This window comes from Haloferax elongans ATCC BAA-1513, assembly GCF_000336755.1.
Lineage (GTDB): Archaea > Halobacteriota > Halobacteria > Halobacteriales > Haloferacaceae > Haloferax > Haloferax elongans.
This window is the reverse complement of sequence record NZ_AOLK01000022.1, coordinates 174,449-188,782: the sequence shown is the minus strand read 5'-3', so window position 1 is coordinate 188,782 and position 14,334 is coordinate 174,449. Positions and strand designations below refer to the sequence as shown.

At 59.9% G+C, this 14,334-nt stretch carries 15 protein-coding genes; 10 read left to right on the top strand and 5 right to left on the bottom strand.

Features of this window, described 5'->3' with window-relative positions:
- From C453_RS15465 to C453_RS15445, 5 genes are all read left to right on the top strand, one after another.
- Complete coding sequence (locus C453_RS15465; RefSeq protein WP_008325872.1) at nucleotides 1-999, top strand: ABC transporter permease; 999 nt, start codon at nucleotides 1-3, stop codon at nucleotides 997-999.
- A 16-nt stretch (nucleotides 1,000-1,015) separates the two neighbouring features.
- Entirely contained in the window at nucleotides 1,016-2,080 is a 1,065-nt protein-coding gene (locus C453_RS15460; RefSeq protein WP_008325870.1) for an ABC transporter permease, read from the top strand.
- Between the two features lies 1 nt (nucleotide 2,081).
- Complete coding sequence (locus C453_RS15455; protein ID WP_008325868.1) at nucleotides 2,082-3,248, top strand: ABC transporter ATP-binding protein; 1,167 nt, start codon at nucleotides 2,082-2,084, stop codon at nucleotides 3,246-3,248.
- Entirely contained in the window at nucleotides 3,241-4,572 is a 1,332-nt protein-coding gene (locus C453_RS15450; RefSeq protein WP_008325867.1) for an ABC transporter ATP-binding protein, read from the top strand. The genes C453_RS15455 and C453_RS15450 overlap by 8 nt, the downstream gene beginning before the upstream one ends.
- Before the next feature lie 99 nt (nucleotides 4,573-4,671).
- Nucleotides 4,672-5,610, top strand: coding sequence for a DMT family transporter (locus C453_RS15445; protein ID WP_008325865.1), 939 nt, complete (start codon nucleotides 4,672-4,674; stop codon nucleotides 5,608-5,610).
- Nucleotides 5,611-5,616: 6 nt separating this feature from the next.
- Here C453_RS15445 and C453_RS15440 read toward each other — a convergent pair whose 3' ends face one another.
- Nucleotides 5,617-5,898 carry a hypothetical protein gene (locus tag C453_RS15440; protein WP_008325858.1) on the bottom strand — a complete coding sequence of 94 codons (282 nt, stop codon included), beginning with the start codon at nucleotides 5,896-5,898 and terminating at the stop codon, nucleotides 5,617-5,619.
- 365 nt (nucleotides 5,899-6,263) lie between these two features.
- On the opposite strand from C453_RS15440, the gene C453_RS15435 reads away from it, so the two are divergent.
- The 4 genes from C453_RS15435 (at nucleotide 6,264) to C453_RS15420 (ending at nucleotide 8,519) form a co-directional block, all read left to right on the top strand.
- Nucleotides 6,264-6,527, top strand: coding sequence for a hypothetical protein (locus tag C453_RS15435; RefSeq protein ID WP_008325857.1), 264 nt, complete (start codon nucleotides 6,264-6,266; stop codon nucleotides 6,525-6,527).
- Nucleotides 6,528-6,654: 127 nt separating this feature from the next.
- Nucleotides 6,655-7,638, top strand: a complete 984-nt coding sequence (locus C453_RS15430) for an aldo/keto reductase (protein WP_008325856.1) — start codon at nucleotides 6,655-6,657, stop codon at nucleotides 7,636-7,638.
- 69 nt (nucleotides 7,639-7,707) lie between these two features.
- The gene (locus C453_RS15425; RefSeq protein ID WP_008325855.1) at nucleotides 7,708-8,277 is read left to right on the top strand and encodes a DUF1684 domain-containing protein; all 570 of its coding nucleotides are present in this window, start codon (nucleotides 7,708-7,710) and stop codon (nucleotides 8,275-8,277) included.
- Nucleotides 8,278-8,330: 53 nt separating this feature from the next.
- Nucleotides 8,331-8,519, top strand: coding sequence for a hypothetical protein (locus C453_RS15420; RefSeq protein WP_007542906.1), 189 nt, complete (start codon nucleotides 8,331-8,333; stop codon nucleotides 8,517-8,519).
- 51 nt (nucleotides 8,520-8,570) lie between these two features.
- On the opposite strand, the gene C453_RS15415 is transcribed toward C453_RS15420, so the two are convergent.
- The 4 genes from C453_RS15415 to C453_RS15400 form a co-directional block, all read right to left on the bottom strand.
- The gene (locus tag C453_RS15415) at nucleotides 8,571-9,044 is read right to left on the bottom strand and encodes a type IV pilin (protein ID WP_008325854.1); all 474 of its coding nucleotides are present in this window, start codon (nucleotides 9,042-9,044) and stop codon (nucleotides 8,571-8,573) included.
- A gap of 99 nt (nucleotides 9,045-9,143) precedes the next feature.
- Complete coding sequence (locus C453_RS15410; RefSeq protein WP_008325853.1) at nucleotides 9,144-9,614, bottom strand: type IV pilin; 471 nt, start codon at nucleotides 9,612-9,614, stop codon at nucleotides 9,144-9,146.
- 104 nt (nucleotides 9,615-9,718) lie between these two features.
- A complete protein-coding gene (locus tag C453_RS15405) occupies nucleotides 9,719-10,177 on the bottom strand; it encodes a type IV pilin (protein WP_008325852.1) in 459 nt (152 codons plus the stop codon).
- The gene (locus C453_RS15400; protein ID WP_008325851.1) at nucleotides 10,177-10,608 is read right to left on the bottom strand and encodes a type IV pilin; all 432 of its coding nucleotides are present in this window, start codon (nucleotides 10,606-10,608) and stop codon (nucleotides 10,177-10,179) included. The genes C453_RS15405 and C453_RS15400 overlap by 1 nt, the downstream gene beginning before the upstream one ends.
- Nucleotides 10,609-11,465: 857 nt before the next feature.
- Between C453_RS15400 and C453_RS15395 the strand changes: the two genes are divergently transcribed.
- On the top strand, nucleotides 11,466-14,192 hold the full coding sequence (locus C453_RS15395) for a BGTF surface domain-containing protein (protein ID WP_008325850.1): 2,727 nt from the start codon (nucleotides 11,466-11,468) through the stop codon (nucleotides 14,190-14,192).
- Nucleotides 14,193-14,334: the final 142 nt, after the last annotated feature.

Genomic DNA, 14,334 nt, shown 5'->3' with positions numbered 1-14,334 from the left:
ATGTCACTGTCGAGGTTCCTCGTCAAGCGCTCGCTGCAAGGGCTGTTCGTCATCTGGGGGGTCATCACCGTGGTCTTCGGACTGCGGTTTATCTCCCCCGGCGACCCGGCGAACGTCCTGTTACCGCCGGACGTCGACCCGGAGGTCAGAGCTGAGGTCATCGCCGAACTCGGGCTGAACGAACCCCTCTACGTCCAGTATTGGGACTTCATCTCGGGTATCCCGCTCGGTGAACTCGGCAACTCGCTCGTGACTCGCACCCCGGTCGCGGCGCGCGTGCTCGCGAAGCTGCCAGCCACGCTCGAACTCGCTATCGCGGCGACCATCGTCGCAATCGTCATCGCCATCCCCCTCGGTGTCATCTCGGCAACGCGCCGACACCAGCCCGCCGATTACGGGGCGACGGTGTTCTCGCTGGTCGGCATTAGCACGCCGAACTTCTGGTTGGGCGTGATGCTCATCATCGTCCTCGCGGTGCAGTTCGACCTGTTCCCGACGAGTCAGCGACCTATCGGTGTCGACGGGATTGTGCTGCTCTTCGTGAGCGGGAGTCTCGGCGAGGCGGTCAATGGGCTGACGACGTGGCTATGGCACATCACGTTGCCCGCAGTCACGCTCGGGACGTACTTCACGGCGCTCATCACGCGACTCACCCGCAGTGGGATGCTCGACCAACTCGGGCAAACCTACGTTCGGGCGTCGCGTGCGAAGGGGCTTCCCGAGACGCTCGTGCGGTACAAACACGCACTTCGGAACACACTCATCCCGGTCATTACCGTCATTGGCCTCCAACTCGGCACCCTCATTGGCGGGGCCGTCATCACGGAGGCCGTCTTCGCGTGGCCGGGATTGGGGACGTTGATTATCAACAGCATCAACGCGCGCGATTGGCCGGTCCTTCAGGGGTCGCTCATCGTCGTGGCTGTCGGCTTCGTCCTCGTGAACATCCTCGTTGACGCGCTCTACGCGTACGTCAACCCACAGGTGGCATACGATTGAACCACGTCGTCTATCGATGATATCGGAACGCACACTCAGGAATCTCCGCCGCGAACTCAGGCGGAGCCTTCTCGCGAAGATTGGCATCGTCGTCGTCGTCTTCATCCTCTTGATGGCAGTCTTCGCGCCGTTCATCTCGCCGTATAGCCCGGGCAAACAGAACCTCGACGAAGCACGTCTCCCGCCAGTCGGCTTCAGTACTGCCGAGACGAGGGAGGTGACCAAGATGGAAAACGGGAGCGTCGTCATCGAAGGCGGTGAGGTCGTCACCGAAGAGCGAACCGTCTACACGAACGCGACCGCGGCCCATCCGCTCGGGACCGACGGGAACGGCAGAGACATCCTCTCACGCGTCATCTACGGCGCGCGAACGTCCATCCTCGTCGGCATCTTCGGAACCTCGTTGGCCGCTCTCATCGGCGTCCTCGTCGGGCTGACAGCGGGGTATTACCGGGGGCGCGTCGACGACGTGTTGATGCGGAGCGCCGACATCATGTTGGCGTTCCCCTCGCTCGTCCTCGCTATCGCCCTCGTTGGCGTCTGGGGCCAAGCGCAAGCACCCATCCCCGACCCGTTCGTCGTAACCGGACTCGCACCCGCGTTCCGGTCCGCGCTCGGATTCACCACGGGGATGCCGGACACGGTGGTCTTACCGGGGACCGTTATCGTCGTCGTCGCGCTCGTCAACTGGGTGTGGTTCGCCCGCGTCGCGCGCGGCGAAGCGCTCTCGATACGCGAAGAAGAGTACGTGAAGGCCGCACGCGCACTCGGCGCGAGCGACGGGTGGACCGTGCTTCGACACGTCCTCCCGAACGCCATCACGCCGATTCTCGTCCTCGCGACGATTCAGGTGGCGGCTATCATCCTGCTCGAATCCGCGCTGTCGTTCCTCGGATTCTCCGGGGCCGACGTGTCGTGGGGCTTCGACATTGCACTGGGTCGCCAGTACCAGTCCACTGCGTGGTGGATTTCGACGATACCGGGGCTGGCAATCGTGATTACCGTCGTCGGCCTCAACCTCGTCGGCGACTGGCTCCGCGACGCGCTCGACCCCGGCATCGAAGGCGAGGGAGGTGTCTGAGATGGCCGAACCCATCCTCAAGATTCGCGACCTCTCGACCAGCTTCTTCACCGAAGAGGGGAAAGTCAACGCCGTCGATTCGGTCACGTTCGACGTCGAAGACGGTGAGATATTCGGCATCGTCGGCGAGTCCGGGTCGGGGAAGTCGGTGACTGCGTTGTCGGTTATCGACCTCATCGACTCACCCGGCCGCGTGACCGGCGGCGAGGTCTGGTACCGAAACGCCGACCTCGCCGAGGAGTTCCGCGGGTCGAGGCCCGAAGCGGTCGACGGCGACTTCGTCGACGTGCGCCGTCTCCCCAAGGGAGTCCGTCGGTCGCTTCGCGGGCCGTCGTTCAGCATGATTTTCCAGGACGCCATGAGCAGTTTCAACCCCTCGATTACCGTCGGCGAGCAAATCGCCGAGGCGGTCGAGGTACAGCGTCGCGCCCGCGCCAACCCGCGGCGCACGCGCTCGCGAACACAAGGCTACGGACTCGGGTCTGCCATCCTCGATACGTTCCTGCCCAACCGAGACTACGTCTCGAACAAGAGCATGGACCGTGCGGTCGAATTGCTCGACCAAGTCGGAATTCCAGACCCCGAAGACCGTGCCGAGGAGTACCCACACCAGTTCTCCGGTGGGATGCTCCAGCGGGCGATGATTGCACAGGCGCTCGCGGGCGAACCGGACATTCTTGTCGCCGACGAACCGACGACTGCGCTCGACGTGACGATTCAAGCGCAGATTCTCAACCTCCTGCGCGACCTGCAAGAACAGGAGGGCATGAGCATCCTGATGATTACGCACAACTTGGGCGTCATCGCCCGGATGTGCGACCGCGTCGGCGTCATGTACGCCGGAGAAATCGTCGAGCGGGGGCCACTCGGCGACATCTTCGAGAATCCGGTCCACCCGTACACGCAGGGCCTACTGGGGTCTGTTCCGGACATCGACGACCCCTCGGACCGTCTCGAACCTATCACTGGCAACGTTCCGAGTCTCCTCGAATCAGAGATGCCCAACGCGTGCTACTTCGCGGACCGCTGCCCGAAAGCGATGACAGACTGTATGACACGCATCCCAGAGTACGACCTCGACGGCCGCCACAGCGTTCGCTGTGTCCTGGCCGAACGCGAGTACGACGAAGCAGACGCACTGGAGCAGGAGGTGATGGCCGATGACTGAGCCACTCCTGTCCGTCCGCGACCTCCAGAAATACTACTACGAGCAGGACACGTTCGTCGATACCCTGCTCGGTCGGGAGCGACAGAGCGTCAAGGCAGTCGATGGCATCTCGTTCGACATCGAACCCGGCGAGACGCTCGGACTCGTCGGCGAGTCCGGGTGCGGGAAATCGACGACTGGCGAGACGTTGTTGCGACTCCGCGAGGCCACCGGCGGGGCAGTCGAGTTCGACGGCGAGAACGTCTTCGAGATGGGCTCAGCTGAACTCAAGGCATTCCGAAAAGAGGCCCAAATCGTCTTCCAAGACCCGTTTTCGAGTCTCGACCCACGGATGACTATCGGCGACATCATCGCCGAACCGCTTCGGATACACGACATGCCCGTCGACCCGGGCGACAAGTCCAAACGAGAGTGGCGGCGTGACAAGGCAAGTGAGCTGTTGGCGCGCGTCGGCCTTTCAGCGACCCAACTCGACCGCTATCCACACGAGTTCTCCGGCGGCCAGCGCCAGCGTATCGGTGTCGCCCGCGCACTGGCGCTCGAACCCGAGTTCATCGTCCTCGACGAACCCGTGTCAGCGTTGGACGTGAGCGTGCAGGCCCAAGTCCTGAACCTCCTCGACGACCTGCAGACGGAATTCGGCCTGACGTACCTGTTTATCGCCCACGACCTCTCTGTCGTCCGGCACATCTGCGACCGCGTCGCCGTGATGTACCTCGGAAACATCGTCGAACTGGGGCCGACGGACGAACTGTTCGAATCGCCGAAACACCCCTACACGGAGGCGCTGTTGGAGAGCGTCCCGCGACCATCGACGGGCGAGCAGGGTCGCCGCGTGGACGCACTCTCGGGCGACGTTCCGTCACCGCGGAACCCGCCGTCCGGGTGTCGCTTCCGAACGCGCTGTCCGAAGGTCATCCCGCCAGGCGACCTCAATATCGACCAAGAGGCGTACCGGGCCGTGATGGACCTCCGCGACGCGCTCGTCGTCGGCGACGTGAACCCGGACCACATCTGGGAGGCGGCCGACCCTGAGCGAGTCGACGAGGAAGCGTTCATCGAAGAAGCTCGTGCTCGACACGTCGACGTCGAACTCAGAGGCGCAGTCGCCAGCGTGGTAGACGCTGCACTCGGTCACCTCGCTGACGGCGACGTCGAGCAGACACAGACTGTGCTTCGTGAAACGTTCGAAAGCCCCTGTGAGATACGTCGTCCGGGGGTCGGTGATACGAGCCATCCGGCCGCGTGCCACCTCTACGAAGGGTCAGACGAGGTCGAAGTCATCGAGACGACGGCGGACGCGCCCGTCTCAGCCGACGACTGAGCGTTCCAGCAGGGGGAACCCGCCGATATTCTCCGCTCATCTTCCGGCGAAACCTCCCCAGAACGAAACGTTCAGGCACACGCATAGCACATCATCTGTGTGACACGGTACCGCAACCTCGGACTCTTCGTCGTTCTCGCAGCCGTATGGGGCTCTGCGTTTATGGCTATCAAGGCCGGATTGGCGTACTTCCCGCCAGTGCTCTTCGCCGCGCTCCGCTACGACGTGGCTGGCGTCGTGATGCTCGGATACGCACTTTATGCGACCGACACACCGCTTCCTCGGGGTCGCGCAGAGTGGACTGAAGTGGCGATTGGAGCCGTATTCCTCATCGCCGCCTACCACGTGCTGTTGTTCATCGGGCAAAACGACCCCACGGTGACGAGCGCTGCTGCGGCCGTCATCGTGAGTCTCAGCCCGATTCTCACGACCGGGTTCGCGCGTGCACTGCTTCCGAGCGAGCGGCTGACCGCACTCGGTATCGTCGGGATGCTGCTCGGACTCGTCGGCGTCGCCGTGCTGTCGGAACTCGACCCAGCGAACCTTCTTGCGGGTGGCACCGTCGCCAAGCTACTTATCTTCGGGGCGGCGGCCGCGTTCGCCCTCGGGGCAGTGCTCACCCGGCGGGTCGACTCGGACCTGCCCATCGAGACGATGGAAGCGTGGTCGATGCTCGGCGGCGCGCTGTTGATGCACGTCGTCTCATTCGGTCTCGGCGAGTCGCTTGCGACCGTCGAGGTCAACTTGCAGTCGATGCTCGCACTCGGCTATCTCTCGATTGCAGCCAGTGCGCTCGGCTTTCTCATCTACTTCGACCTCTTGGAACGGCTCGGGCCAATCGAAATCAACCTCGTCTCCTACGTGGCCCCGCTTTTCGCTGCACTCGCGGGGTGGGCGTTCCTGAGCGAGGTTCCGAACACAGCAACTGCTGGTGGATTCGGACTCATCTTCGTTGGATTCGTGCTGCTGAAACGCGCCGCGATTCGCCGCGAACTCCGACATCGGTTTGGGGACGGCGGCCTCGACGCAGCAGACTAAACGGTCTTACGAGTCGATTCGCTCGACGGACGCGACGTTTCCGACCATCTGCCAGCCGTCGCTGTCGGGGTCTTGTCGGCCAACGATGACTGCATCGTTGTCTTCGGTCGTCGTAAACCGATAGACGGCGTCGTCGCCTTCGCGGCTCCCTTCGGCCTGAAAATCAGTCTGGAAGAACTCCGCACTATCGAGGGTGAACGTCCCCTCGATGTCGTCGCCGACGACGAGACGCATCGGCTTCGGATGGATGTTGTACATGCGCTTTGCGATGCGATTGAGGTCAGCCATGCCTCGTCTCTCGTTCCGGTCGAATAAATCGGTGCGGGAAACTCGTCGCGAACGACGGTCTCTGTGTGGCTCGAATAGACCGATTAACCCGCTACTTGCGCTCACTCTCCAGTATTCACGACGTTCGTGTTTTATGTGGCTGTTTAGATAGACATTCAACCAATTACGATGGTACAATAAGAGAGAGTGAATATCTGAATAAAAGAGTTAGCGAACGTTATGAATCGTTAAATCGGTTTTGAGGACATGATAAAATTTCACATTTATAAGAATATACTGCCTAAACGACCATAAAACGAGCCGAATTCTCGCGCGGAATTATGACCCCTCACGTCGATATACAGGTTGTAGGTGAGCCCTCCACTATGTCAAACTCCTCATCGACGGTCCCCCGAGAACGCCTCGCCCAAGTATGGGACGTTCTCGCGAACGTACAGCACAACAAATCCGGCGTCAAACTCGTCGCCGCTCCACTCAGATTCGTCGGCTTCTGGACCGCTGTTGCCCTTCCATTCCTGTACCTGCCCCTCCTCCACGGTGGTCTCGAGTCGAACGAACTCTCGGTGTTCGTCGCACTCGTCGCGGTAAACGCGGTCGCGCTCGTCGTCGGACACAACTACGGCCGGTAACGAACGCACGTCGCCCCTCCCCGCTCCGTTTTCGATTGTTGGCTGTCGCGCTCGCGAGTGAAACAGCCGTCGAACTGTTCGGCGAAAAATCGTGGACCTTTACCACCAGCCTTCCGTCGGTCTTCGTATGTCGCTCGAGACGGTTCCACTGGGACGGACCGGGACGAAGGTCTCTGAGATTGCCTTCGGAACGTGGCGGTTCGGTCGCCGTAACGACGCCGACGAGGTCGAAGTCGATGCCAACCAGGCGCACGAACTTCTCGACGCGTACGCCGCGGCCGGCGGGAACTTCATCGACACCGCCGACATGTACGGCGAGGGCGCGAGCGAGACCTACATCGGCGAGTGGCTCTCGACGCGAGACCGCGAAGACTTCGTCATCGCCTCGAAGATTTTCTGGCCGACGAGAGACGACCCGAACGGTCGCGGACTGAGCAGAAAGCACCTCCGTCGGCAAATCGACCGCATCCTCGACCGCCTCGGCACCGACTACATCGACCTCCTGTACATCCACCGCTGGGACGACGGCACGCCGGTCGAAGAGTTCATGCGGACGCTCGACCAGTTCGTCCGCGACGGGAAGGTCAACTACCTCGGCACCTCGACGCTCGAACCCAACGCGTGGAAGGTCGTGAAGGCGAACGAACTCGCGGACAAACGCGGCTACGAACCGTTCCGCATCGCCCAACCCCGATACAACGTCGTCAACCGTGAGGTCGAAGGGAACTATCTCGATATGTGTGACGACTACGACATCGGCGTCGTTCCGTGGTCGCCACTTGCCGGCGGATTCCTCACCGGGAAATACACCCGTGGCGAGTCACCGCCGCCAAACTCCCGGGCTGCGACCGACCAGCGATTCGCCGACTCGTATCTCACGTCGGCGAACTTCGACGTGCTGGACGCGGTCGAGGCCGTCGCCGAGGAAGTCGACGCCACGCCCGCACAAGTCAGCCTTGCATGGCTCGTCAACCACCCGCAGGTCACAGCACCCATCATCGGTGCACGAACCGTCAGCCAACTTCGGGAGGACCTCGCCGCTGCGACTATCGACCTCTCGTCCGAGCAGTTCCACCGGCTTTCGGCCGCCAAACGAGACCATTCCGTCTGAGTCGAGAACCGCCTCACCAGTCCGTACAGAACCGTCAGGTGTAGGTGTGGCCGGTGGGTATCCCCGGCCATGACCGACGCTGACGCGTTCGACCCCGAGGCCTACGTGACGTCGCTCCGGGCGAAGCGCCGCGAGAAGGACGAGTTCTTCGACAGCCACCCGCAGTCACCCATTCCGCCCGCAGACCGCGACGACTTCGACGGACTGGATTTCTTCGAGCCAGACCCCGAGTTCCGTATGACGGCGACCGTCGAGACACACGTCGACCCCGAACCAGTCGTGATGGACACCTCTGCCGGTCGGGAGGTTCGGTACCTGCGCGTCGCGACGTTCCACTTCGAACTCCGCGACACCGACCTCGTACTCGGAGCGTACCGACAGGAACACGACGATTCTCAGACGCTCTTCGTCCCCTTCCGCGACAAGACGACCGGGCAGCAGACCTACGACGGCGGGCGATATATGGAACTCACGCCGGACGCCCCGCTCGACGAACTCGACGAGGTCGTGGTCGATTTTAACCTCGCGTACAACCCCTTCTGCGCGTTCACCGATACTTTCGACTGTCCGCTCCCCCCGGAAGAAAACTGGCTCGACGTGGTCGTGCCCGCGGGCGAGAAGAAGTACGAGTCGGCGTAGCTCGCCACGCAAAAGCGCAAGTTCCATATCGCCCCCTTCCGCAGAGACACGACATGGGACTACTCACCTCGCGCAAAGCGCTCATCGGACTGGTTCTGATGGTCGTTGGGACCCTTGGCATCATTCCGGGTGCGCTCCCCGGTTCCGCACAGACGATGACCTACGCACTCGTCCCCGCCGCAGCCGCACTCACCCTCGGTACGTGGCTCGTCGGTACGTCTGAAGGCGGCCGTCCGGTCTAAACGCGGCTCTCCGACGAGGAATCGGCGTTCAAAAAAGAATCTTCTCCGCGGTTACGCGTTCGGTCCAGTCCACTTCTGGAGCGTCGCGGACGAGGAACCGGACTCGGAGTTCCAGACAACGCGGACGGTCTGGTCGGCGAGGGTGGAACTAGGTTCGGGGTAGATTGTGACTCCCGAACCTGCCTTCACGTCCTCTGGACCATTGTTTAGGAACGTCCATGACACACTGTTCGAATTCTGGTTGCTCGTATTCTCTGTGGAATTGATTTCCACACCAGTACTCACACTCAGCCGGTCTGAGTTAATCGCTTCACCGCTCTCGTGGGTGATGTTCAAGTAGTCGTTGGAGCTTTGGTTGTACTCAAAGCTGAAGCTGGCTTGTGGTGCGGTCTCCGTCTGTTCACCGAGGCCGAGGACGAACGTCCCGATGACCGCGGCAAGGATGACGGTGATTGCCACCATCAGGATGACCCCGATGACTGGCGATACCGCGTCGTCGTCTGTGATAAGTTCTTGGAGTTTCATGGTTCCTGAATGTGTTAACAGTTGACCATTCTAGTTGATTTCACCTAAGGCTATCGGGGATTTGGGACAAAGAAAAGAGCAGCGGTGGCAGCTGTCGGTTTAGGCGTCCGGGCCAGACCACTTCTGGAGCGTTGCGGACGAAGAACCAGAGTCCGAGGTCCAGACGACACGAACGGTTTCACTACCGAGCGTGTTGCTACTCGGTTTGATCGTAATTGAGGACCCTGCGGTCACGTCGACTGCTGTTCCAGTATCAAGGTCAGTCCAGCTTAGACTCGTTGCAGCAGCTGGGCTACCCGACTGGTTCGTGATTTCAGTACTGGCAGTGACATTCAAGCGGTCAGAGTTGATCTCTTCACCGCTCTCGTGCGTAATCGTTAGGTTCGAGTTCCCGCTGCTGTCGTATTCGAAGCTAAAGCTGGCTTGTGGTGCGGTCTCCGTTTGCTCACCGAGGCCGAGGACGAACGTCCCAATAACCGCGGCGAGGATGACGGTGATAGCCACCATCAGGATAACTCCGATGACGGGAGATACTGCGTTGTCGTCTGTGAGGAATTTTTGGAGTTTCATAGTCCGTGACTGTGTGTGTAGGTGACTATTCGAATTCCCGTACCTAAGGCTATCGGGTAGTTATCACATCTGAAGAAGAACGGATGACTGAAGGTTGGTTCCGATTAGGCGTCCGGTCCAGACCACTTCTGCAGGGTTGCAGACGTGGAGCCGGATTCTGCGGTCCACACGACGCGGAAGGTTTCGGAGTTGAAGTCGCCTGTCACTTCAACCGACGTCCCGGCAGTTACGTCGCCGCTGACGCCGAGGTCGGTGAAGGTTAGCGAGGTTCCAGAGCCACTGCCAGTGATTGCAGTGAAGCTCGAACCTGCAGTCAGGTTCACATTGTCCGCATTGATTGCCTCACCACTGTCGTGGGTGACAGTAAGATTGTCAGTTGCACCATTATCTGTGTAGTCGAAGCTGAAACTCGCCTGCGGAGCTGTTTGACTCACTTGGTCGCCGAGGCCGAGGACGAACGTCCCGATAACCGCAGCGAGGATGACGGTGATAGCCACCATCAGAATGACTCCGATGACTGGGGACACCGCGTCGTCGTCAGCGAGGAGTTCTTTGACGTTCATTACCCATTGTAAGTCCACTTTTGGAGGGTAGACGAGGTGCCACCGCTCTCGGAGCTCCAAACGATACGGACGGTGTCCCCGTCAGAGAACGTCCCTGCCGAGGAGTTTACGACGACACTTCCGCCTGCACTAATCGGGTCGGAGCCGCCGAACGAGGTCCAGTTGCCACCGTCGCTGTTGATGGGCCCAGTAACTGTCACTTGATTAGCTGCGATCTGTTCACCACTCTCGTGAGTGATGGTGAGGTTGCCTGCACCATTGTAGTCAAACGCGAAACTCGCTTGGGGTGCCGTCTCCTGCACTTGGTCGCCAAGCCCGAGGACGAACGTCCCGATAACGGCTGCGAGAATCACGGTGATGGCCACCATCAGGATAACCCCGATGACTGGCGAAACTGCGCGGTCTTCTGTGAAGAGGTTCTTGAGTTTCATGTGTTGCGTTGTGTCCCACACCGAGACGGCCGTGAGTACACCCTGTTACAGATGTACTAAGGGGGATGGGTTGCACTCCCCCTCTGCCCGGTGGCCGTCCTAGTGTGTCCAACCGATGGTTATCGTGGGGTGACTTAAAACTGGGTGCCAAATTAATGGTATGTTAGGGCCGATAAATTCTCTCTTAATATAGGGTTTATATGGGGTTTATTCTTGGAACGGCACCCGAAATCGGCCGTTCAATAGGAACTATTGACACGTTTGGGGGAGTTGTCACTCTATTGCTGTGCACGTCGGGGCAGGTGGCAAGGGCGGCGAACTCCCAAATGGGGTTGCAGGAATAGTCCCAATTGAACAGTAATTCTTGAGAACTTATTTTCGAGAGAATTGCTTCTTATCGCGCGCTCGCGCGAGAGAGAAGTGTAGTACATCACTTGAGTATATTACTTGACTACAGTTCAGTCAAATCCGAGTAAGGTACGACTCAATGAATCAGTTGTCGAGGAAAGCGCGTCCGCTCTACAGTTTGTTTCGTCGAGAACGAAGAAGTCCCCGGCGAACCGGGGACATCGTTCCTACCCAAGGTGGCGTGCGCACGCGTTAAACAGATACACTTTCTGTCTACATATGTCTTGTGGGGTACATTGGCGTTTCTGGGCCTGTACTACATGTTTGTTAACGTTTCAGATTAAGTCAATCACACAAAGTATTTACCGTGAACGCCCAACATGTCCAACCGTACCCCTGCCCATGGAGACACCTGTGAGTACCCCACCTCGGTCCGGGTTTTGCCCGGTTCGACTCAATCCGAGGATTGACGAAAACGGTGTCCCCGACTGCAACACCCATCAACAACAATGACACGTAACAAACAGATCCGTGCAGTGCTTCTCGCTGCGCTGATGGTCTTCTCGGTTTTCGCCGGGACCATCGCGTTCTCGGGCAGTGCTGCTGCGGCTGCGTCTAACGTCTCTGCATCTGCGAGCGGTGACACCCTTACGGTAAGTGGTGACCTCGCAGGTACGGAAGACAACCTGACGGTTTTCGTCGACGAAAACGGCGACGGAAACTTCCAGGCAAATGAACCGCACACGAACAACACCTCGCTCAGTGGCGCTAGCTCCTTCTCCGAGACGATCGACATCTCGAGTCTCGACGAGGGTCAGTCCTACACGGCTGGCGCAATCGCACAGACGGGTGCTCCGTCTGATGGCGATGCTGCCGACGAGACCGACACGTTCTCGGTCTCGGACGGCGACGACCCCGAGCTTGACTCGGCCGTTCACTTCGTGAACGACACGAGCACGAACGTCGTCGAGCTCGCATTCAGCGAGGAGATTGACATGAGCAGTGTCAGCGCGGCTGACTTCACGCTCTACCAGGACGATGACGAACAGTCCGGTGCCATCACGGCAGTTACCCAGAAGAACCCCGGTCAGCTTCTTCTGACGACTGACGAAGTCTACACCGGTGAAATCGAGGTCATGGTTGGCGACGACGTCACAGACCTCGACGGTAACAACGTCGACGATGGTCTCGACGACGACAACAACGCGTCCGTTACGGTCGCGACGGTTACGGTTACAGACGACGACTCTGTTTCCACCACCAGTGCCTACAAGGGCGAAGTCGTCGCTCTGACCGGCGGTAGCGTCGCACAGGACGTCTCGATCGAGTCCGACGAAAGTCAGGACGACAACGAAGGCTTCTTCCGCGACGGTAGCACCGGTTCGAACTCCGAAGTCTTCATCTTCGACACGACCGACCGCAACACCGAGCGCTACAACATCACGATCGGTTCGACGCTCGACGAGAAGGTCCAGATTCGTGACCTTAACCTGAATGTCGCCATCGAGGACCTGAACGTCACCGACGAGGACCTCATCGAAGGTGAGGTTAGCGCTCGCGCAGACCAGCGTAACATCGAAGTCCGCCTCCTCGACGACGACGGCGACGAAATCGAAGAAGTTACCATCACCGCGACCACGGACGGTCAGGGTGACTACGAATTCGAATTCAACGCCTCCTCCGATGACATCGGCACGGGCGACTACACAGTCGAAGTCATCGACAGAGCCTCCGGCGTGACGGTCGAATCCGACACGATCACGGTCACCGAGGCTGGAGAAGGTAAGACGAACTTCGGTGGGGATGGCGTCATCAACGACGAACGTGGTGACGTCGTCGCAATCCCTGTTACGCTCTCGAACACTGATGAAGCTACTGTCACCATCGGTGACGACGGTGATGGTTACCAGGCTAACGTTACCGTCGAAGACGGCGACGAGGACGGCGAAGTTGTCATCCTCTGGGACAGCTCCGAATCCACCAGCTCCACCGTGGATGACGTCTTCGACGTCGAAGACGGTGACGACGAGATCCTGACGGGCAACGACGGTTCCACTGGTGTCAGCGAGACGACCAACGATCTCATCGACTCCGGCGACTACGAACTCGAGATCCGTACCGGTACGGACTCCGCGAAGGACGCCGACAACGTCGGTTCCCTCGTCCTTGGTGACGCCTCCGTCGACACGGTCGCAATGTGGACTGCGCCGGACTCTGAGTCCCTCAGCGACCTCGACGACGTGAACGAAGCACTCGAAAACGGTAACATCACGCAGGACAGCAAGGTCGCCTTCGGCGACAAGGCTGTCATCCAGATCGTCGCCCCCGGCCTCGAAGGCTTCGTGGGCGCTCAGGACGACGAGACGCCGAACTTCTTCAGCGGCGCTTACAACGACTCCTACCGCCTCACGGTCAACCAGAGCAACCCTGGTCCGAACCGTGACGCAAAAATCATCAACGTCAGCAACGCGTCGGTCGTCGCTGACGGTGACAACGACACCTACTTCGTCGTGTTCAACACGGAAGAGATCGACGCAGTCCGTGACGAAGACGACGACGGTATCATCGACAACAACGAGAACGACAACGCTGAACTCGAAGACGACGACGCGTTCAACGTTGAGTTCAAGATGGTCGGCGAAGATGACGTCTCGAACAGCAACCTCGCGCTGGTCGAAGACGACAACTCCATGACGACCTCCTTCGAGAACATCGAAGCAGAGCACACGTTCGACATGGACCCGGTCAACGTCACGAACGCGGAAAGTCAGACCGTCACGGGTACGACTGACGTCGCACCCGGTACGGAACTCACCGTCCGCGTGAAGTCCGACGGCGACACTCAGCCGCGCTTCCTCAAGACGGCGACCGCCTACGTGACCGAGAACAACACGTTCTCCGCCACGTTCGACTTCTCCGAGCAGAACGTCGGTGACACCTTCACCGTGACTCTCTCCGGTGCTGGCGACGTCGCCTCTGACGAAGAGGTCGACGGCAACGTCGTCGAGTCTGTCGACACGGCAACCCAGACGCCGGAAGAGACGACGGAGACTCCTGAACCGACGACGGAGACTCCTGAACCAACGACGGAGACTCCTGAACCAACGACGGAGACTCCTGAACCGACGACTGAGACGGCAACCGAAACGACCAGCACCGACACGCCTGGCTTCGGCATCGCCGTTGCTCTCGTCGCGCTCGTCGCTGCGGCGCTCCTCGCAGTCCGCCGCGACTAACTCGGATAACTAACCACCGGGACTTTCCCGGCTCTATTCTTTCTTTCGACGCTACACCAAGAGCCGCAGCACTCAACCCAATACGAACAGTCACCGGTGAGTCGGAGGAGTAGATATCTCTGGTCGACGTAGTCGGCTCAGA

What these genes read in the sequence shown, in the direction of transcription:
- C453_RS15465 (WP_008325872.1), top strand. Translation starts at nt 1, where the DNA reads ATGTCACTGTCGAGGTTCCTCGTCAAGCGCTCGCTGCAAGGGCTGTTC.
- C453_RS15460 (WP_008325870.1), top strand. Translation starts at nt 1,016, where the DNA reads ATGATATCGGAACGCACACTCAGGAATCTCCGCCGCGAACTCAGGCGG.
- C453_RS15455 (WP_008325868.1), top strand. Translation starts at nt 2,082, where the DNA reads ATGGCCGAACCCATCCTCAAGATTCGCGACCTCTCGACCAGCTTCTTC.
- C453_RS15450 (WP_008325867.1), top strand. Translation starts at nt 3,241, where the DNA reads ATGACTGAGCCACTCCTGTCCGTCCGCGACCTCCAGAAATACTACTAC.
- C453_RS15440 (WP_008325858.1), bottom strand. Translation starts at nt 5,898, where the DNA reads ATGGCTGACCTCAATCGCATCGCAAAGCGCATGTACAACATCCATCCG.
- C453_RS15435 (WP_008325857.1), top strand. Translation starts at nt 6,264, where the DNA reads ATGTCAAACTCCTCATCGACGGTCCCCCGAGAACGCCTCGCCCAAGTA.
- C453_RS15430 (WP_008325856.1), top strand. Translation starts at nt 6,655, where the DNA reads ATGTCGCTCGAGACGGTTCCACTGGGACGGACCGGGACGAAGGTCTCT.
- C453_RS15425 (WP_008325855.1), top strand. Translation starts at nt 7,708, where the DNA reads ATGACCGACGCTGACGCGTTCGACCCCGAGGCCTACGTGACGTCGCTC.
- C453_RS15420 (WP_007542906.1), top strand. Translation starts at nt 8,331, where the DNA reads ATGGGACTACTCACCTCGCGCAAAGCGCTCATCGGACTGGTTCTGATG.
- C453_RS15415 (WP_008325854.1), bottom strand. Translation starts at nt 9,044, where the DNA reads ATGAAACTCCAAGAACTTATCACAGACGACGACGCGGTATCGCCAGTC.
- C453_RS15410 (WP_008325853.1), bottom strand. Translation starts at nt 9,614, where the DNA reads ATGAAACTCCAAAAATTCCTCACAGACGACAACGCAGTATCTCCCGTC.
- C453_RS15405 (WP_008325852.1), bottom strand. Translation starts at nt 10,177, where the DNA reads ATGAACGTCAAAGAACTCCTCGCTGACGACGACGCGGTGTCCCCAGTC.
- C453_RS15400 (WP_008325851.1), bottom strand. Translation starts at nt 10,608, where the DNA reads ATGAAACTCAAGAACCTCTTCACAGAAGACCGCGCAGTTTCGCCAGTC.
- C453_RS15395 (WP_008325850.1), top strand. Translation starts at nt 11,466, where the DNA reads ATGACACGTAACAAACAGATCCGTGCAGTGCTTCTCGCTGCGCTGATG.